The sequence below is a fragment of the Paraneptunicella aestuarii genome (assembly GCF_019900845.1).
GTDB classification, from domain to species: domain Bacteria; phylum Pseudomonadota; class Gammaproteobacteria; order Enterobacterales; family Alteromonadaceae; genus Paraneptunicella; species Paraneptunicella aestuarii.
The window spans coordinates 3,949,618-3,967,784 of the sequence record NZ_CP074570.1; the positions used below are offsets into that span (position 1 = coordinate 3,949,618).

General features: G+C 43.8%; 16 protein-coding genes. 8 read left to right on the top strand and 8 right to left on the bottom strand.

All coding sequences use genetic code 11. The features are described 5' to 3' along the window. Positions 1-10: 10 nt before the first annotated feature. The 7 genes from KIH87_RS15225 to folB all read right to left on the bottom strand — a co-directional run bounded on the left by KIH87_RS15225 (position 11) and on the right by folB (position 5,347). Positions 11-1,426, bottom strand: coding sequence for an NAD(P)(+) transhydrogenase (Re/Si-specific) subunit beta (locus tag KIH87_RS15225; protein WP_232358706.1), 1,416 nt, complete (start codon positions 1,424-1,426; stop codon positions 11-13). A gap of 13 nt (positions 1,427-1,439) precedes the next feature. Next, positions 1,440-1,745, bottom strand: a complete 306-nt coding sequence (locus KIH87_RS15230) for an NAD(P) transhydrogenase subunit alpha (protein WP_232358707.1) — start codon at positions 1,743-1,745, stop codon at positions 1,440-1,442. 16 nt (positions 1,746-1,761) lie between these two features. Further along, positions 1,762-2,928 (bottom strand): NAD(P) transhydrogenase subunit alpha, encoded by a 1,167-nt coding sequence (locus tag KIH87_RS15235; protein ID WP_232358708.1) that lies wholly within the window; start codon positions 2,926-2,928, stop codon positions 1,762-1,764. A 173-nt stretch (positions 2,929-3,101) separates the two neighbouring features. Further along, a complete protein-coding gene (locus tag KIH87_RS15240) occupies positions 3,102-3,467 on the bottom strand; it encodes a histidine triad nucleotide-binding protein (protein ID WP_232358709.1) in 366 nt (121 codons plus the stop codon). A 127-nt stretch (positions 3,468-3,594) separates the two neighbouring features. Beyond that, a complete protein-coding gene (locus tag KIH87_RS15245; RefSeq protein ID WP_232358710.1) occupies positions 3,595-4,392 on the bottom strand; it encodes an undecaprenyl-diphosphate phosphatase in 798 nt (265 codons plus the stop codon). A gap of 44 nt (positions 4,393-4,436) precedes the next feature. Beyond that, positions 4,437-4,925 (bottom strand): 2-amino-4-hydroxy-6-hydroxymethyldihydropteridine diphosphokinase, encoded by a 489-nt coding sequence (gene folK, locus KIH87_RS15250; protein ID WP_232358711.1) that lies wholly within the window; start codon positions 4,923-4,925, stop codon positions 4,437-4,439. Between the two features lie 56 nt (positions 4,926-4,981). Further along, positions 4,982-5,347, bottom strand: a complete 366-nt coding sequence (gene folB / locus KIH87_RS15255; RefSeq protein WP_232358712.1) for a dihydroneopterin aldolase — start codon at positions 5,345-5,347, stop codon at positions 4,982-4,984. Positions 5,348-5,467: 120 nt separating this feature from the next. On the opposite strand from folB, the gene plsY reads away from it, so the two are divergent. Beyond that, positions 5,468-6,064, top strand: coding sequence for a glycerol-3-phosphate 1-O-acyltransferase PlsY (plsY, locus tag KIH87_RS15260; protein WP_232358713.1), 597 nt, complete (start codon positions 5,468-5,470; stop codon positions 6,062-6,064). Between the two features lie 46 nt (positions 6,065-6,110). Here the strand turns inward: plsY and tsaD are convergent, their stop codons facing one another. Next, positions 6,111-7,145, bottom strand: a complete 1,035-nt coding sequence (gene tsaD, locus KIH87_RS15265) for a tRNA (adenosine(37)-N6)-threonylcarbamoyltransferase complex transferase subunit TsaD (protein WP_232358714.1) — start codon at positions 7,143-7,145, stop codon at positions 6,111-6,113. Between the two features lie 358 nt (positions 7,146-7,503). Between tsaD and rpsU the strand changes: the two genes are divergently transcribed. The 7 genes from rpsU to KIH87_RS15300 all read left to right on the top strand — a co-directional run bounded on the left by rpsU (position 7,504) and on the right by KIH87_RS15300 (position 18,121). Continuing rightward, on the top strand, positions 7,504-7,719 hold the full coding sequence (gene rpsU, locus KIH87_RS15270) for a 30S ribosomal protein S21 (protein ID WP_008845199.1): 216 nt from the start codon (positions 7,504-7,506) through the stop codon (positions 7,717-7,719). Positions 7,720-7,779: 60 nt separating this feature from the next. Further along, positions 7,780-8,226, top strand: a complete 447-nt coding sequence (locus KIH87_RS15275) for a GatB/YqeY domain-containing protein (protein ID WP_232358715.1) — start codon at positions 7,780-7,782, stop codon at positions 8,224-8,226. Between the two features lie 456 nt (positions 8,227-8,682). Beyond that, positions 8,683-10,461, top strand: a complete 1,779-nt coding sequence (gene dnaG / locus KIH87_RS15280) for a DNA primase (protein WP_232358716.1) — start codon at positions 8,683-8,685, stop codon at positions 10,459-10,461. A gap of 380 nt (positions 10,462-10,841) precedes the next feature. Next, complete coding sequence (gene rpoD / locus KIH87_RS15285; RefSeq protein WP_232358717.1) at positions 10,842-12,680, top strand: RNA polymerase sigma factor RpoD; 1,839 nt, start codon at positions 10,842-10,844, stop codon at positions 12,678-12,680. A 400-nt stretch (positions 12,681-13,080) separates the two neighbouring features. After that, the gene (locus tag KIH87_RS15290) at positions 13,081-16,146 is read left to right on the top strand and encodes a PAS domain-containing protein (RefSeq protein ID WP_232358718.1); all 3,066 of its coding nucleotides are present in this window, start codon (positions 13,081-13,083) and stop codon (positions 16,144-16,146) included. A 232-nt stretch (positions 16,147-16,378) separates the two neighbouring features. After that, complete coding sequence (locus KIH87_RS15295) at positions 16,379-16,837, top strand: NUDIX domain-containing protein (protein ID WP_232358719.1); 459 nt, start codon at positions 16,379-16,381, stop codon at positions 16,835-16,837. 42 nt (positions 16,838-16,879) lie between these two features. Continuing rightward, the gene (locus KIH87_RS15300) at positions 16,880-18,121 is read left to right on the top strand and encodes a serine hydrolase domain-containing protein (RefSeq protein ID WP_232358720.1); all 1,242 of its coding nucleotides are present in this window, start codon (positions 16,880-16,882) and stop codon (positions 18,119-18,121) included. Positions 18,122-18,167 lie beyond the last annotated feature (46 nt).

An 18,167-nucleotide genomic window follows, 5' to 3' on the forward strand; every position in this document is an offset into this window, starting at 1 on the left:
CAACAAAGGATTAATCATCACCAAATTCACGAATGATAGAGTTCAGCGTTTCTTTCGCGTCACCGTAGATCATACGAGTGTTTTCGCGGAAGAACAGTGGGTTATCTACACCAGCAAAACCCGCGTTAGCAGAGCGTTTCAGTACAAATACGGTACGAGCACGTTCTACTTCAATAACAGGCATACCGTAAATAGGGCTACCTTTCATCTCTTTCGCTGCCGGGTTAACAACGTCGTTAGCACCGATAACAATCGCTACATCGAAGGTTTCCATGCGCTGGTTAACTGCATCCATTTCTAACAATAAGTCGTAAGAGACGTCCGCTTCCGCAAGCAGTACGTTCATGTGCCCGGGCATACGTCCCGCAACCGGGTGAATACCGTAAACCACTTCGCCACCATTTTCTTCCACCAGCTCTTGCAGTTCTTTTACTGCGTGCTGGGCTTGCGCAACCGCCATACCATAACCAGGCACAACCAATACGCTTTGCGCCGCTTCCAATACATAGAAAGCGTCATCAGGTGTCATGGCTTTCAGTTCGCCTTCGATTTTCATGGTGCTGTCAACTGGCTTGCTGAAACCGGATAGCAATACATTCATCAACGAACGGTTCATGGCTTTACACATGATGTTGGTCAGAATGATACCGCTGGCTCCTACTAACAAACCCGCTACAATCAGGATGTTGTTACCGATAGCAAAACCTGCTGCGGTCGCTGCAATACCTGAGTAACTGTTTAATAGCGAGATAACCACTGGCATATCTGCGCCACCGATTGGGATAACCGCCAGAACGCCGAACATGATGGAAACCGCGATGGCTGCGTAAATCCACATTGGATCCTGTGGGTTTTGTACCAACAAGTAACCGACAACAAAGAAATCAACAATAAAGCTGATATTGACCCAGTTTTGGCCTTTAAAGGTAATCGCGCCTGTGGTCATTCTCTCGCCCAATTTGGCCCAGGCGATCACACTTCCCGAGAAAGTGATACCACCAATGAGAATAGAAATATAGGCAATACTTAACAGCAAGCTGGTATTGGTTCCGCCACCCGTAACTGCCGCCGCCATATCAGCAACATCAGGATTAGCCAGTTCGATAACGGTCGTCCAGCCAACAGCCAAACTCGCCAAGCCGCCAAAGCCGTTAAACAATGACACCAATTCTGGCATCGCTGTCATTTCAACACGTTTGGCAAAAACCGCTCCAACCGCACCACCAACAATAATGCCGGCAATGATCCATTGATATTCAATGATATCTTTATGAATCAAAGTAATGACTACCGCCAGGAACATACCCACGGCTGAAACCATGTTTCCCTTACGGGAAGTGGATGGGTGGCTAAGCAGCTTTAACCCCAGAATAAATAAACATGCAGCAACAATGTAAACCGCATTAATCAGTATTTCATTTGACATCGTGAACTACTCCTTATGCGCCGCTGCCCGGCTTCTTGGAGCCAGATTTCTTTTTAAACATCGCCAGCATGCGGTCTGTTACCATGTAGCCACCCACCACGTTAATCGTTGCCAAAGCAACGGCTGCCGTGCCGATAATGGTGGTTAGGGTATCGTTACCCGAGCCAGATGAAATCAACGCCCCAACAAGCGTGATCCCGGAAATTGCGTTAGCTCCCGACATCAAAGGGGTATGGAGTGTGGCAGGCACTTTACGGATCAATTCAAATCCTAAAAAGGCCGCTAATACCACGATAAATAACAGGTAAATAGTTTCCATTTTGCGAACCCCCTAATTAAGCTTGATAATGCTTTTGCAGCATCTCACTGCGAACTGAACCGTCGTGTGCAATCACACAGGCAGTGAGGATGTCATCCTCAAAATCCAACAGGAAATCACCTTTTTCCTTGTCCCAATATTCATCCAGTAGATTGAATACGTTGTTGGAATACATGGCGCTAGCGTCGGTAGAAACCTGATTAGCCCAGTTACCTGTACCAACCACTTTCACACCATTAACATCCACGACTTTGCCGCCTTCGGAACCTTCAACGTTACCACCGTTTTCTGCTGCCATATCCACAACAACACTGCCGGGCTTCATTTCAGCAAGCATATCTTTGGTAACTATTACAGGGGGTTTACGACCAAACAACTGAGCAGTGGTAATGACAATATCAGACTCGGCGATAGCCTGTTTTTGCCCATCTTTCTGCTTCTGCATTTGTTCTTCGGTAAGCGCGTTGGCGTAACCATCCTTGGTTTGCCCAGTCTCACCGAGATTAATTTTCAAGAATTTCGCACCTAGCGATTCAACCTGTTCAGCCACCACTTCACGAGTATCAAAAGCAAGCACGCTAGCGCCCAGACGCTTAGCCGTCGCAATAGCCTGCAAGCCAGCAACGCCCGCGCCGATAATGAATACTTTGGCAGGTTTGATCGTACCTGATGGCGTCATCATCATGGGAAGGATGGTAGGTAGTTGTTGTACCGCTTCCATCACCATGACGTAACCGGCAAGGTTAGTTTGGGAGCTCAGTGCATCCATTTTTTGCGAGCGTGTTGTTCTTGGGATCATTTCCATACTGAGCAACGACACGTTTTTCGCGGTTAATTGTTCTATGAGTGGTTGCTGGAAGAATGGGTCAAGGTGTCCAATAACCAGTTTACCGGCACTAAGTGCCTCTACATCAGACGCTGTAGGTCTACTCACATATAAAATAATGTCAGCAGACTGTATAGCCGCCGCCCGGTCATCGACCAGTTGAGCCCCAGCCTCTTCATACTCAGAGTCCTGGTATCCAGATAGTGTCCCCGCACCACGTTCAACCAAGATACTAGCATTGGCAAGCTTGAGCTTTTTTACGGTTGCCGGTGTTGCAGCGCAACGCCGTTCAGTAGCCGTAGTAGCATCTTGCGGCGCAATGCCTGGAGATTCATTCACTACAAAAATTGTCGACATCGGGTACTTTCCTCCGAGAGTCTTATCAATAGTCCTACACTTGGCTAGCTAAGCCAGCCAAGCCTGCTTCTTCTCACGTGTTTTTGAGTCTAAGTGGACTCTACTAACCAGGAAAATCAATAATTCCTATTGTGACAATCATGTATTGATATGAAGGTCACCGAGTTATTCGGTTACTCGATTTTTAGTCCTTCTTGATACGGAGGCCAGCCTAACGGCTTTCCAGCTAACACATGCAAGTGAATGTGATAAACAGTTTGACCACCGAACTTATTGCAATTCATTACGACGCGAAAGCCTTCTTCAGCAAAGCCTTTTTCGTTAGCAATTTTTGCCGCAACAAAGTGCAAATGCCCTACAACTTCTCTGTCTTCCTCTGCGATATCATTAATCGTAGCGATGGGCTTTTTCGGGATAACCAAAAAGTGTACTGGTGCTTGAGGATTAATATCATTAAATGCGATGGCTAAGTCATCTTCATAAATAATATCAGCCGGAATTTCTCTATTTATTATTTTTGTAAAAATGGTTTCTGACATACCTCTTCCTTTGAAAATAAAAATAACAAAGGGCACCCTTTTTCTTAGAAAATTAGAAAAAAAACACCCTACTACAAAAAACGTTTAGAAAATAGCCCCGAATTTTTAGCGCATTCGAAGCCGGTTATTAAATCAACAGAATCAGTAACAGTATGCCAAGGAAAAGACGATAAATCACGAACGGCAACATACCAATTCGGCCTATCCAGGAAAGGAAGAAGTAGATACAAAGGTAAGCACTTACAAACGACAAAATACTGCCATATAGAATAGCTGACCAATCAACAAGGGAAGGTTCGGAGAGTAAATCCAACGTTAATAATGTGCCTGCGCCAATTATAACTGGAATAGATAACATAAAAGAAAATCGTGCAGCGCTATAACGATCCAGGCCAATCATTAACCCTGCAGTCATGGTAATTCCCGAACGAGATGTTCCCGGAATTAATGCTAAAACCTGAAACACACCAATTAATAAAGCGCCTTTCCATCCCAGCTCTTTTATATTCCGGGTTTGCTTTGCGGTTCGGTCTGCCCATAACAATAACAATCCGAAGAAAATAGTTGTGAAGGCAATCACCCAACCGGATCTGGCGTAATGTTCAATTAAACCTTTTGCCAAAAATCCGATAACAACGGCGGGTAAAGTAGCGGCAATTAACCACCATGCCATTCTGCTTTCATGAGTCGCTTCTGCCCCGGCTAATTGCCCAAACCAGGCATACGCCATTTTGATTAGGTCACGTCGGAAATAAATCACAACGGCAGCAAGGCTACCAACATGAACGGCAACATCAAAAGCCAGCCCTTGTTCTTTCCAGCCAAGGATAATATTGGGTAACAATAAGTGTGCGGAACTGGAAATGGGGAGAAATTCGGTCAATCCCTGAATGATTGCCAAGATGATAATTTCAAATAACGTCACGACTTTTTCCTATTATTATCTTTTCCTGTTTAAATCTTTGCTGTTCAAGGCCACTTGAACTCAACTTGCCAAAGCTTTTGAGAAGGATTGTCGAATGCATTCCATAGCGCTTGATAGGTCTTGCCTGCAACAGGGTGAACAGATTCAGGAATGATGTCAGCCAACGGCAAAAGCACAAACGCGTTATACAGCACTTCAGCTCTGGGTAACACAATAGGCTCATCAACAACCTGGTCATTAAACAGCAGCAAATCTAAATCTAATGTTCTGGGTGCGAATTTCTTTTCAGAAGTCACTCGACCATTGTCTCGCTCTATTTGTTTTAGAAGGCGACAAATGTCTTCCAGTTGCATGTCGGTTTGGGCTCCAACAACCAGGTTATAGAAAGCACTACCGTCAAAACCAACCGCTTCACTTTCGTAAACAGGACTTACTTGCAGTTCGCCAAAAGCAGCCTGCAAAGCATCTAACCCTGAACGCGTATGTTTTTCACGCTCAATGTTGCTACCCAGACTGATGTAAATTTGATTCATTCTTACGCTTTTCTCTGAGTGATATTAAAGGTGTATGTGTGTAATTGTGTGAAGGTTCATTTTTCCGTTGCGAGTTTGCTGCGAACCATTTGCACTGCAACATTATTCGCCTTAGCCAAAATGTCTGGCTTACTGAGTTTAATCTCAACGGTCTGAACCGGGTAGTTTTCCAGAATAAGTTGGCACATCTTGCCGGCCAAATGTTCTAGTAACTTGGGCTGGCAGGTGTTGGTCAGAGTTTCTAAATCACCGGCAACCTGAGCATAATCGACGGTGTCTTCCAAGGAGTCGGTCATCGCCGCCTGTTCAAGGGAAATGTGCAACACAACATCAACAATCAGTTTTTGAGGAGATAGTCGTTCCCAATCATATACACCAATAACAGCAAATAACTGTAAACCTTCGATATGAATTTTATCCATTAAGGTGATACCTTTAGTTTTTGATTGGGATAGATATGACAATTATTGAGGTAAAGTACACCTGAAGGTCATATCAAAAACCGGGGCAGTGTACCTGTTTTATTGGATGGGTCAAAGAACATGACAGCACTTAGTGTACTTCTTATTTGTATGGGATACCTTGCAGGCTCCATTATTGGTGCATTGTTAATTGGTCAACTGATGCCTTTGCCTGATCCTCGCGAGTTTGGTTCAGGCAACCCAGGTGCCACCAATATGCTGAGAACAGGTGGCAAATGGCCAGCCCTGTTCACTCTTTTGTTTGATGTCGCCAAAGGCGCGGTTCCGGTAATTATCGCTCTCGTATTGCAGCAACCAGATTTTGTTGTGAACGCCGTTGCCACCGCCGCGATTGTGGGGCACATGTTCCCGCTGTTTTATGGTTTCAAAGGCGGTAAAGGCGTTGCCACGGCTTTGGGTGTATTAATGCCATTATCCATGACGGTTGCCAGTGGATTAGTGGGGATCTGGATCCTTACCTTTGGCATTTTTAGATACAGCTCATTAGCATCAATAACAGGAGCAATAAGCGCCCCTGTTCTGGGCTACTTGTACTCACCTACTTTTTTGCCAGCAATTTTGGTGATAAGCGTGTTAATTATGCTGCGCCACAAATCCAACATTCAAAATTTATTGGCAGGAACAGAACCTCGATTCGACATTAAAAAAGAAGAGTAGCCTCTTTATAAAGAAGAATAGTCCCGCTTATATATGCTTATGTGAATTAAAGACCAGGCAAACTGTCCAGAGACCAGCGAGGCTGAACCTGCTCGCTAATGTCACCACACTGCCCCGCTTTTAAACGTTGCGCGCCAGCAAAAGCGATCATGGCGCCATTATCAGTACAGAACTCCAAACGAGGATAATACACCTGACCTTGTAGCTTTCTGGTCATGGCTTTGAGTTCTGAACGTAACGCCGAATTAGCACCTACGCCACCGGCAATCACCAATCGTTTCAAGCCGGTATGCTGCAAAGCTCTGCGACATTTAATCGCCAAGGTTTCAACCACTGCAGTTTGAAATGCCAGCGCAATATCAGCCTTATCTTGTTCTGTAAGTCCTTCAGAAGCATTTTCTGATTCCACAGCTTTAATGGTGTTCGCCGCAAAGGTTTTAAGACCGCTAAAGCTGAAATCCAAACCAGGGCGATCCGTCATAGGACGAGGAAAGACAAAGCGCCCCGGAGTACCTTGTTCAGCCATTTTCGCTAACACGGGGCCGCCGGGATAATCCAGACCAAGCAACTTGGCTGTTTTATCAAACGCTTCGCCTGCTGCATCATCCAATGTTTCGCCCAAGGTTTCATATTCGCCGATGCCGTCCACTCGAACCATCATGGAATGCCCACCAGAAACCAGCAAGGCAACAAAAGGGAATTCGGGAGCAGGATCATCCAGCATAGGGGCAAGCAAATGCCCTTCCATGTGGTGAACACCGATAGCAGGAACATTCCAGCCAAAAGACAAACTGCGTGCAAATGAAGAACCAACCAACAAAGCGCCAACTAAACCGGGGCCTCGAGTATAAGCAATACCGTCGATATCCGACGCAACGCAGTTAGCTTCCGCTAATGCCTTTTGCACCAACGGAACCAGCTTGCGAATATGGTCTCTTGATGCCAGTTCAGGCACAACACCACCATAATCTGCATGGAGTTTTACCTGGCTATATAAAGCGTGGCTTAATAAACCTTGTTCGCAATCATAAACGGCGACTCCGGTTTCATCACAAGAGGTTTCAATTCCCAATACTCGCATGAAGTTGTCTATACTCTCTTTTTGGTTGTCTATTTACAGTTTAGTTGTATGGCAATTTTCATGATGGAAGATATGCCAATTTAGATGGCGGCATTCTACCCAAATTTGGCCTGTTTCCCCAAATAGATTTCATCACGGGAACGCCCGAAAGCAGCAGAGAAAATCCATAGCCATTCCTTTCAGGACAACATCTGAACAACATTTGTTCAAACAAGCGGCACAACAGGGAATTATTTCCTTACTCAAACTTTACTTTGTCTGAGGATATGATTAGAATTGCGCACCATTTTAAAGACCCAGGTTATTTTTTAACCGTTAAATTTGAATTAATAGAATTCATTATTGAAGTGAGAGATTAATGCCAATAGTTAAAGTCAGAGAAAACGAGCCGTTTGACGTAGCATTGCGCCGTTTCAAACGTTCTTGCGAAAAAGCAGGTGTATTGTCAGAAGTACGTCGCCGTGAGTTTTTTGAAAAACCTACATGGGAACGTAAGCGTAAAAAAGCAGCAGCTAAAAAGCGTCATCTGAAAAAACTTGCTCGCGAAAACGCTCGTAGAATTAAATTGTACTAAGCGGCTATCTCTCAGCTAGCCGTTGTGCAACATTGTTAAATTAAAGGTTATTGCTATCCAATGTCTCTAATTACGACATTAAAAGAAGCTCAAAAAGATGCGATGCGCGCCAAAGACAAAATTCGTCTTGGTACAATCCGCCTTGCTTTGGCAGAGGTGAAGCAACGTGAAGTTGATACTCGTGAAGAGCTGACAGATGAAGATGTCATCGCTTTGCTAACCAAAATGGTTAAGCAACGTCACGATTCCATCGCACAATTTAAAAAGGCCGACCGTCAAGATTTAGTCGACCAAGAGCAAGCAGAACTGGAAGTTATACAAGAATTCTTACCTGAGCCCTTGTCCGATCAAGAGCTGCAAGACTTAATCGCCCAAGCCATTTCAGAGAGTGGCGCAAGCGGTATGCAAGATATGGGGAAAGTCATGGCTTGGCTTAAACCTAAAGTGCAAGGTCGTGCAGACATGGGCAAACTAAGCGGGCAAATTAAAGCCAAACTAAACGGCTAGTTTATACAGGTTGGCGTCCAGCCAATTTCGGGGTTTTCCATCAAAACAAGATTTTTATTCTCTTGTATATCAAGTGGAATTCCCCCGTTATTTCTTCCCCAGAATGACACTCTTACCTCGACGACATTTAACCCGTGCATTTTGCAGAATTTATTCTCTATAATGACTCGCTTTAGTCTTGTAGCAATAGTTAGTGTATTAACTCCTGATTTGGCTTAATTAACCTCAACTCGGGATAATAAGTAGTGATGAAAATAGTTAACTATTTGTTATAAAAAGAATTATTTTTTAATGTTCAGATACAGCCCTATAGAATACTTTGAGATGAGATACTTTTTAGCGAATTTGAGGCAAATTTACGCGTCAATAGCAAGTCTATTGCAAGTAAATTTAACGAAGAAGTCGCCAAAAATAGCCGTATCAAAGCTCTTCCTTATCCCGAGTCGGGGTTAATAAATGTCTGGCAGAATTCCACGTAATTTTATTGATGATTTACTTGCTCGTACCGACATTGTTGAGTTGATCGATGGTTTCGTCCCTCTAAAAAAAGCAGGGAGAAACTATCAGGCATGCTGCCCCTTCCATAATGAAAAATCGCCATCATTCACCGTAAGCCAGGACAAGCAGTTCTATCATTGCTTTGGCTGTGGCGCACATGGCAATGCCATCTCGTTTTTAATTGAATATGAGCGTTTGGAATTCCCGGAAGCAGTAGAAGAACTAGCGAGATATCACCACTTGGAAGTGCCTCGTGAGCAAGGCAGTTTTAGCAATTCGCCACAACAGCAAGCTAACCGTTCTCAACTGGAAGATGATTTTCAAATCATGGAAAAAGCCAGCCGCTTTTTTGAATCTCAGTTGAAACAAAAAGGGCAAGACTCCGGGGCAATCGAATATCTGAAAGGCCGAGGATTAAGCGGCGAAATCGTCAAACAATATAATATTGGCTACGCCCCTAACGAGTGGGACGCCATTTTAAAAACCTTCGGACAAACACCAGAAAGACAGCAACAATTGCTGGATTTAAAAATGATCACGGAAAATGATCAGCAACGACGCTTCGACTTTTTCCGGGATCGCATTATGTTCCCTATTCGCGATAAACGTGGTCGAGTCATTGGTTTTGGTGGTCGAGTCATGGGCGATGGCAGCCCGAAATATCTTAACTCCCCGGAAACTCGTATTTTCCATAAAGGCAGTGAGCTTTATGGCTTTTATCAAGCTAGGCAACAAAACAGAAAGCTGGAAAGGGTGCTGGTTGTAGAAGGCTATATGGACGTTATCGCACTGGCTCAGTTTGGCATTAGCTATGCGGTCGCGGCATTGGGAACTGCAACCACGCCAGAGCATATTCAAATGCTATTTCGCGCCACCAAACAAGTGATCTGTTGTTATGACGGAGACCGTGCCGGGCGTGATGCCGCTTGGCGTGCTTTGGTTAACGCTTTGCCCCAGTTAAAAGACGGCGTGCATATGAAATTCCTGTTTCTACCTGATGGTGAAGATCCGGATACGATGGTTCGTCGCATTGGCAAAGAGGCCTTTGAGCAATTAATGGAAGAAAAAGCGGTTCCTCTATCGAAGTTTATCTTCGATAACCTGCTACAACGTCATTCTGTCGCCACTTCCGAAGGCAAAGCCTCGTTAAAAGCAGAGGCTGAGCCACTTATTTCCCAAATTCCAGGGGAATACCAAAAGCAGCTGCTGGAAGAAGCCTTAAGCGAACTTACCGGCGAATGGGACAAACATAAAATTCGTAAAGACACCGAACTAGCTAACGCTCAACAAGGTGTTGCCAAACTTGGCTATCAAACACCGCAAGCTCCTAGTTTTTCTCCCGGCAGAATGATGCTTCGCCTGCTAATGGATAAACCATCACTAGCAAAACAATGTCCGGAAATTACCCCTGATGCTTTAAAGGGGCTCAATGTAGGCAATTTGGAAATGCTCATAGAAATGCTATCGCTTTGCTTGCAAAACCCGGATTACTCAACCGCGCAAATTCTTGAACATTTTCGCACTCACCGATTCTCGAAAGCTTTAGGGAAACTCATTGCATGGGATCACGCCGTTCGCTCAAAAGCCATGACAACCGTTTACCGGGACAGCTTCAAGCGATTGATTGACTGGCACTTAAAGGGTCGAATGGAAGAACTACTTTCTAAAGCCCGCATAGGCCAAATCAGTCAGGATGAGAAAAAAGAGCTCACTTTGCTAAGTAAACACAACCAATGAAAGATGTTCTGCTAACATTAAAACCTATGCTCAGAATTGTTCTGAATTAGTCTAAAACAAGCAAGTGTTCACTATTGCGTACATTTGCCTGAATAATATTCAAACAAACATAGGATTCAACGAAAGATAATGACTTGAAAAATCTACTCTAAATCCCATATCAACAAAACGTAGAATGCGCTGTAATTTTTCTGCTATAATGGTCGATTCTGTGTGCATATGAGCAGCAAAAGTTTTACGTTGCTAACTAGGGTTATTTTGTTGGTTGTTATCCTGTTATAGCGCTTTATCACAACAGGATGCACTTATAAAAATGCAACAGAATTAAGAAGTCGAGTGCCCAGAGGGGCTGGTTCTATATTAATTGGTCGCGGAAGTATATGGCAAGCAAGCAGTCTCAGATAAAACTCCTCATTGCTAAAGGCAAAGAGCAAGGTTATCTCACATTTTCAGAGGTCAATGACCACCTTCCACAAGATATTGTCGATTCAGACCAGATTGAAGACATTATCAGAATGATCAACGACATGGGTATTCAGGTATTTGAAAATGCGCCTGATGCCGATGAATTGTTGATGCAAGAGACTACCACTGACGAAGAAGTGGCAGAAGCTGCAGCACAAGCTTTAGCTACGGTTGAAAGCGAAATCGGACGCACCACTGACCCGGTACGCATGTATATGCGTGAAATGGGTACGGTTGAGCTATTGACCCGAGAAGGGGAAATTGAAATAGCCAAACGTATTGAAGATGGTATCAATCAGGTTCAATGCTCTGTTGCTGAATACCCTGAAGCAATTACTTATTTGCTGGATCAGTGGGATCTATACGAAGCGGAAGAAATTCGTCTAAGCGATATTATTCTGGGCTTCATTGATCCAAATGAAGAACAGGATCTCGCTCCAACGGCCACTCATATCGGCTCTGAGTTATCACAAAAAGATTTGGATGACGAAGATGATGATGAGGACGAGGATGACGACAACAACGAAGAAGAAGAAGATAACAGCATAGATCCTGAAGTCGCGAGAGTGAAGTTCTCACAATTGAGAGTTCAGTACGATAAAACACGCTCTGTGATTTCAAGCAAAGGTCGTTCTCATAATGATGCGAAGAAAGAAATTGCAGAATTAAGCGATATCTTCAAAGAATTTCGTCTGGTTCCAAAACAGTTCGACCGCATGGTGCGTAATATGCGCGACATGATGGATCGCGTTCGTGTACAAGAGCGTTTGGTTATGAAATTCTGTGTAGCCAACGCGAAAATGCCGAAAAAAGATTTCATCCAGATGTTTGCAGGCAACGAAACATCGACTGATTGGCTAAGAGCAGCGATTTCTTCTGGTGCTGAATTTTCCGAAATGCTGGAAAGTCTTCAAGAAGAAATTGAACGTTGCATCAGCAAAATCAATCAGGTGGAAGAAGAAACCGGCCTGTGTATAGAAGACATCAAAGACATTAACCGTCGTATGTCTATCGGTGAAGCGAAAGCTCGTCGTGCTAAAAAGGAAATGGTTGAAGCCAACTTACGTTTGGTTATCTCCATTGCCAAGAAATACACCAACAGAGGTTTGCAATTCCTGGATTTGATTCAGGAAGGTAACATCGGTTTGATGAAAGCCGTAGACAAGTTTGAATACCGTCGCGGTTACAAGTTCTCAACCTATGCAACATGGTGGATCCGTCAGGCGATTACTCGTTCCATTGCGGATCAGGCTCGTACTATTCGTATTCCGGTTCATATGATTGAAACTATCAACAAGTTGAACCGTATTTCTCGTCAAATGCTGCAGGAAATCGGTCGTGAACCCACACCTGAGGAATTGTCTGAGCGCATGATGATGCCAGAAGACAAAATCCGTAAAGTGCTTAAAATCGCGAAAGAACCTATTTCAATGGAGACACCAATCGGTGATGATGAAGATTCGCATTTAGGTGATTTCATTGAGGACAATACCATTGTCCAACCGTTGGATTCAGCTACAGGCCACAACCTGAAACTGGCAACACAAGATGTATTGGCTGGTTTGACCGCAAGAGAAGCAAAAGTATTGCGCATGCGCTTTGGTATCGACATGAACACTGACCACACTTTGGAAGAAGTGGGTAAACAGTTCGACGTTACTCGTGAGCGTATTCGTCAAATTGAAGCAAAAGCATTACGTAAATTGCGTCATCCAAGCCGTTCAGAGCAACTACGTAGCTTCCTGGACGAGTAAAAAAACGCAAATCAATGTACCTATCTAAAAGACGGCCTCAAGGTCGTCTTTTTTATTATGCCCCCAAAATCCTACGAAATCCCCCTTCAACAAAATAGAAATATCGTCGTAGAGTCGGAAACTACAGCGATTTAAATGTATCCCTCTCTCACTTTCTAAAAAATATTCAGACAGATAGCTCAAAAAGCGCAATAAATTTAAATATATCCTAAACTTAAGGTTGGTATTAAGCACAATCTTGGTAAGAGATAGATGTGACGCATTGAGAATGAAACCACTAAAATTAAGAAACATATTAATTCTTCCATTCAGCATACTCATTTTAACGTTTTCGTTATTAGTCGGAATACAATCTATTCGCAGTAATGAGGTTTCAATCGAAAACCAAATGCGAGAGATCATGCTGGATACGAATCAGATGATAATGACAGAAATCAATCATCGTCTCATCGTTCCAGAACAGCTTAACGAAGCAAACCGCGACTTCATCAAGAAATATCCACCACAGGAAAACCCCGAACAAATTAATGCCCTGATGCTCAATCAACTTGTGTCATTTAAGGGAGTCGATGCAGTGTATTACAGTTCCAGAGATAACTGGTTCACTGGTTATGCTCGTTTTGGGGACAACCTGGTTCATATGTACGCCAATGAAGAAACCAATTTCAGCATTCATTTTGATCGCCTGGATAAACAGCTTAAAGCGTCTAATACCATAGAAAAAGCACCCGATTTCTACGCTACTCATACTCCTTGGTATAAAGATGCCAGCATTAATGCCTCGAATGGTTGGGGGGAAGTCTTTTCCTACTACGCTTTCCCCACCCTTGCCTTACCTAACAGTATCCGCGTCACCGATGACAAAAATCAGGTCACAGGGGTCATTGGCAATAACCTGTTCCTGGATAATCTCGGCGACTTCCTACGTGACTTATTTAAAAGCCGCACAGGTAGCGCTTTCATCATAGAACCAAATGGTGCCTTAATCGGTAGTTCAACCCTTTATCGTCCCTATATTTTCAACAACGGCAACATCGCTCAAATCAATGCCAATACCAGTCAGGATGCAGTTATTCAATCCGGGATGGAAGTATTTAAAGATAATTACTTGCAGCCTCTTAATGAAGAACCTCATATTCAATCCATTGAAATTGACGGCAAACCTTACCAACTCGGCATCTTTAACCTGAATCACGGTAGCAAGGTTAATTGGTATCTATTTGTATTTTTGTCACAACAAAGCATTTTGGAACAAGCCAACGAAAGCATAAAACAGTCTATCGCCACGATTATTGGAGGCATGCTGCTCACCATTGCCCTGGCCACCTTCCTGGCGAATCGCATCTCGGTTCCCATTTCCCGGTTAAATGATCGCATTAGAGCATGGCGGGATAATCCGGGATTAACGGTGAATCTTGATAACGAAACCTATCCATTTAAGGAAATCCAGCAACTGTCTGACTCAACCTTTCAAATGCAGCGAAGAATTACCAGCGCCTTACAGGAATTAAGAAAGAAAATCACTGAAAATCAGCACTTTATAACCGAAATTGAAAAACTGGCGATGGTGGCAGAGAACACCGATGACATGGTGTTAATTTGTAATGACAAACAACAAATTGAATGGGCTAACGAAAGCTTTTTAACCCAATATGGCCTGTCGTTAAGCAATGTTTTCGACAAAAACGCCTTCGATTTACTCACCCCTCCCGATACCAGCAAAGAAGACATTAAACGCCTGGAAGTACAGCTGGAAATTGAAGGTAGTGCCAGTGTTCAACAGGTTCACTACGACCACAATGGCTCTCCCCATTGGGTTTTGCTCAACATTCACCAGATTAAGGGCAATACAGGCGAAGTACAGCACTATATTCACATCATGCAAGATATTACCGCTCAAAAGAACTACGAGCAGGAACTGACCAAGTGGAAAACCGTGTTCTATGCGGCAGACTGGGGTATTGCCATTTCCGAAGGTGAAAGCATGAACTTGTCATTAGCCAATCCGGCTTTTGCCAAATTGCACGGTTTTGAGCTCAACGAACTGGTCGACATGCATGCCAAACAGTTCTACCCCGATGATGTATTCAACACCATTAAAAGCTACATTGAAGTGGCCAAAAAAACCGGTTCAGTCACCTTTGAAACCGAGCACATTAACAAAGAAAACGTGCGTTTTCCTGTGCTGCAAAACATCTCGATATTCCACGACCAGCAAGGTGAAATTCGCGGTCTGATCTTCTCTGTACAAGATATTTCCGAGAGTAAATCCTTGCACTCACAGCTTGTTCAGTCGCAAAAAATGGAAGCGATGGGAACGCTGGCAGGCGGCATGGCGCACGACTTTAACAACATTCTCGCTTCGATTATGGGTAATGCTGAACTGAGTACCATTTATATCTCCCAGCTTGAACAGCTCACAGAAAGTAAGCCCATACATGACTTGTCGGAACGCCTGGAAGGCATTATTAAATCCTGTAATCGGGCATCGGACTTAACCAACAAAATATTATCGTACAGTCGCATGGATTCGCCTGATTTTGAAAACCTGCACCTGTCGGATGTATTAAAAGAATCCGTGGCAATGGTTGAACCAATGTTGCCAGCCAACATCACAATTCAGCAAAACCTGCAAACAGAACTCGATAGCGTTCTGGGCAATGCATCACAATTGCAACAGGTATTTGTGAACCTGATGACTAACGCTTTCCACGCAATTCAGTCGATACATCGTAAAAATGGTATGGTAACCATCGAAATGAGCAATGTTACCAACCTCGAAGGGCAAATACTGGTTCAACTGAGATTTAAAGACAACGGCTGCGGTATTCCAAAAGCCTCTCTGGCGCATGTTTTCGACCCCTTCTTCACCACAAAGGAAAAAGGCAAAGGAACTGGTTTAGGGTTATCGGTGGTCACCGGTATTTTGCGTGCTCATAGTGTAGAGATAAAAGTCGAAAGCCAGGAAAAAGAAGGTACTGAATTTATTCTGTCTTTCCCAATGAGTACCTTCTCCCAAGCCACAAAAGAAAAGGAAAACAATAAGGTGGTAGATATCATAGGACTTGGGAACCCACATATTGTTATGGTTGATGATGAACATACAATCACCGAAGTATGGGGACAAATCCTGAGTCAGAAGAAATTTCAAGTCACCACCTTCAATCAGCCTGAAAAGGCATGGGAATATATTCAAACTCACCACGAAAGCATTGATCTTCTGCTCTCCGACTATGATATGAAAGTGATGACGGGTGCTGAGCTGTGTGCCAAAACCCGTAAAATTTGCCCTACTCTGCCGATCATCATGCTGACTGGCTTCTCTGAACAAATGGATGAAAAACGAGCTAAAAAAATTGGCATAAAACGTTTATTACTTAAGCCCATTACGCTTAAAGCTTTACTGGAAGCGATTACCTCGGCCTTATCAGAGAAGCCTTCGGAAACAGAAAGTGAAACAGCCTGAACATTATCAAGATAAGCGTGCATAACCGTGGGCGGCTGATAATTCTGAGTAGCAATTTAGTGGTCAAACCAATTTAACCAGAGAATGGCAATATCTCATTTGCACTTAAAGCAAAATTCCAGTTTAATATCAGGAAAAACAAAGATGTAGCACTTCTATTTTGCGATACCTTACAATCCTAGCCAGCGTATTCCTACTCTCAGCCTGTTCAGGAGATTCCCCCTCGGAACCCATGTGCCGAATCAATCAGGATTTTTATGAAGATATATCCTCAAATGCAGGATGTATTGTTCGAGTTGGAGACCGCATTCTAAGCCTGACCAATCGAAAAAGTAGCAAATTCGATATTCCAGGCGGCAATATGATTGTAGGTGAATCTGCGCAATGCACCGCGCACAGAGAAACCTGGGAAGAAACCGGTTTCAACGTAGAAGTAGGTGAGTATCTGGGTACAAGCCCGAAAGGATTTCGTTTCTATGCCTGCGAACTGGACGATGATTTTGGTGGCAAAGTACAAAAGTTCCCGGTTCCTGATTGGGCACAATTTGAAGTCGTCAGTATTCAACTGGTTGATCCATTTATTACCTCGCCGAAAGAATGGCGCTTCCCTGATCAGGTAGTTCAAATCAGAGACATGTTTAATCATATTGGAAGTGAAGAACATAAAGCTCATAACACCTCCAATCAGTAGTTGTCCTAAAGAAGTAGTAATCAAAAATAAGCGTTTAACACAATGGAATATGTAAAGAAAATCGCAGGCGTATGCCTGTTCATCCTCATTTGGTCAGTAATTTCAGTCTATGGAGGGCTATCAGGTTGGTGGTTGAAACCCATCGCTCCCCCTAATGATGCAGAACAATTCTTCTCTTCAACCGTGGAACTGATAGAACAAAATACCAAGGGAAATATCGCATTTGCCTTGATAGAAAACGGCGAAGTGGCAAAAGAATATTTCGTCAGTAAAGACCAGCATATTGATAGAAATTCCCTGTTTCCAACGGCATCGTTCAGTAAATGGATGACCGCTTACGGCGTGATGAAGTTAATAGAACAAGGGAAAATTGACCTCGACCAACCGATTTCCAACTACCTGACCCGCTGGAGTCTACCCAGTAGTGAGTTTGGTTCAGAAAAAGTTACGGTTCGTCATCTGCTTAGCCACACATCAGGCTTAACCGACAAACTAGGGTTTGCAGATTATCGACCAAACGAAACCATGCCTTCTTTGATTGAATCCCTTAACCAACCTAAAGCAAGCAGCGGAAAACAAGTTAAGATAACGCTTGGCGTTCCGGTTGGCGAAGAATGGATTTACTCTGGCGGCGGCTATTTGATCCTGCAATTACTTATCGAAGAAGTCACTCAACAAGGGTTTGCTGAATACATGCAACAAGCCGTGTTCGCCCCCTTATCCATGCAACGTTCAAACTATGATTTCATCGGTTCTCACGAGAATATTTCGAATTTCTACGACCAGGAAGGCAACCCATCGGAGATGTATCAATATGCCTCCAGCGCAGCCACAGGGCTTTCCTCTTCTATCGCCGATTTAACCCGATTTGTGCAAGCCAACATACATCCAGCACAACAGAACGGTGCAATAAGCAAGAATACGATTGATAGCATGCGAACTCCTCTTGGCCACAAACTAGGCGCTGATATTTGGGGATTAGGCGTCATGTTATATGCACCAACAGCCAGTGGTGATTATGTTTATGGACACGATGGCAGTAACGAACCGGCAATCAATAGCGCGGTTCGAATCAACCCGGAAACGGGCGATGCGGTTATAGTTCTGGCATCCGGCAATAAAACATTGGCATCCACCATCGGCTATCACTGGGTATTGTGGCAAACCGGCTATCCAGATTTTCTCGCCTTCGAAGCCGCTTTGCAGAGTGCATTTCAGCCCTGGGCAATTGGCAGCCTGTTGATTATTTTGTTGATGAGCATTCTGTTTATCCGAAGAAGATAGCAACAAATCTCATCTAAAGAGAAAAAGGCCACGCTCGTGGCCTTAT

Excerpts from the sequence above, each read along its gene's own strand:
- KIH87_RS15290 (WP_232358718.1), top strand. The coding sequence starts at position 13,081 with ATGCTGGATACGAATCAGATGATAATGACAGAAATCAATCATCGTCTC.
- folK (WP_232358711.1), bottom strand. The coding sequence starts at position 4,925 with ATGAATCAAATTTACATCAGTCTGGGTAGCAACATTGAGCGTGAAAAA.
- tsaD (WP_232358714.1), bottom strand. The coding sequence starts at position 7,145 with ATGCGAGTATTGGGAATTGAAACCTCTTGTGATGAAACCGGAGTCGCC.
- rpsU (WP_008845199.1), top strand. The coding sequence starts at position 7,504 with ATGCCAATAGTTAAAGTCAGAGAAAACGAGCCGTTTGACGTAGCATTG.
- KIH87_RS15240 (WP_232358709.1), bottom strand. The coding sequence starts at position 3,467 with ATGTCAGAAACCATTTTTACAAAAATAATAAATAGAGAAATTCCGGCT.
- KIH87_RS15235 (WP_232358708.1), bottom strand. The coding sequence starts at position 2,928 with ATGTCGACAATTTTTGTAGTGAATGAATCTCCAGGCATTGCGCCGCAA.
- KIH87_RS15295 (WP_232358719.1), top strand. The coding sequence starts at position 16,379 with ATGTGCCGAATCAATCAGGATTTTTATGAAGATATATCCTCAAATGCA.
- KIH87_RS15230 (WP_232358707.1), bottom strand. The coding sequence starts at position 1,745 with ATGGAAACTATTTACCTGTTATTTATCGTGGTATTAGCGGCCTTTTTA.
- plsY (WP_232358713.1), top strand. The coding sequence starts at position 5,468 with ATGACAGCACTTAGTGTACTTCTTATTTGTATGGGATACCTTGCAGGC.
- KIH87_RS15275 (WP_232358715.1), top strand. The coding sequence starts at position 7,780 with ATGTCTCTAATTACGACATTAAAAGAAGCTCAAAAAGATGCGATGCGC.
- KIH87_RS15300 (WP_232358720.1), top strand. The coding sequence starts at position 16,880 with ATGGAATATGTAAAGAAAATCGCAGGCGTATGCCTGTTCATCCTCATT.
- folB (WP_232358712.1), bottom strand. The coding sequence starts at position 5,347 with ATGGATAAAATTCATATCGAAGGTTTACAGTTATTTGCTGTTATTGGT.
- KIH87_RS15225 (WP_232358706.1), bottom strand. The coding sequence starts at position 1,426 with ATGTCAAATGAAATACTGATTAATGCGGTTTACATTGTTGCTGCATGT.
- rpoD (WP_232358717.1), top strand. The coding sequence starts at position 10,842 with ATGGCAAGCAAGCAGTCTCAGATAAAACTCCTCATTGCTAAAGGCAAA.
- dnaG (WP_232358716.1), top strand. The coding sequence starts at position 8,683 with ATGTCTGGCAGAATTCCACGTAATTTTATTGATGATTTACTTGCTCGT.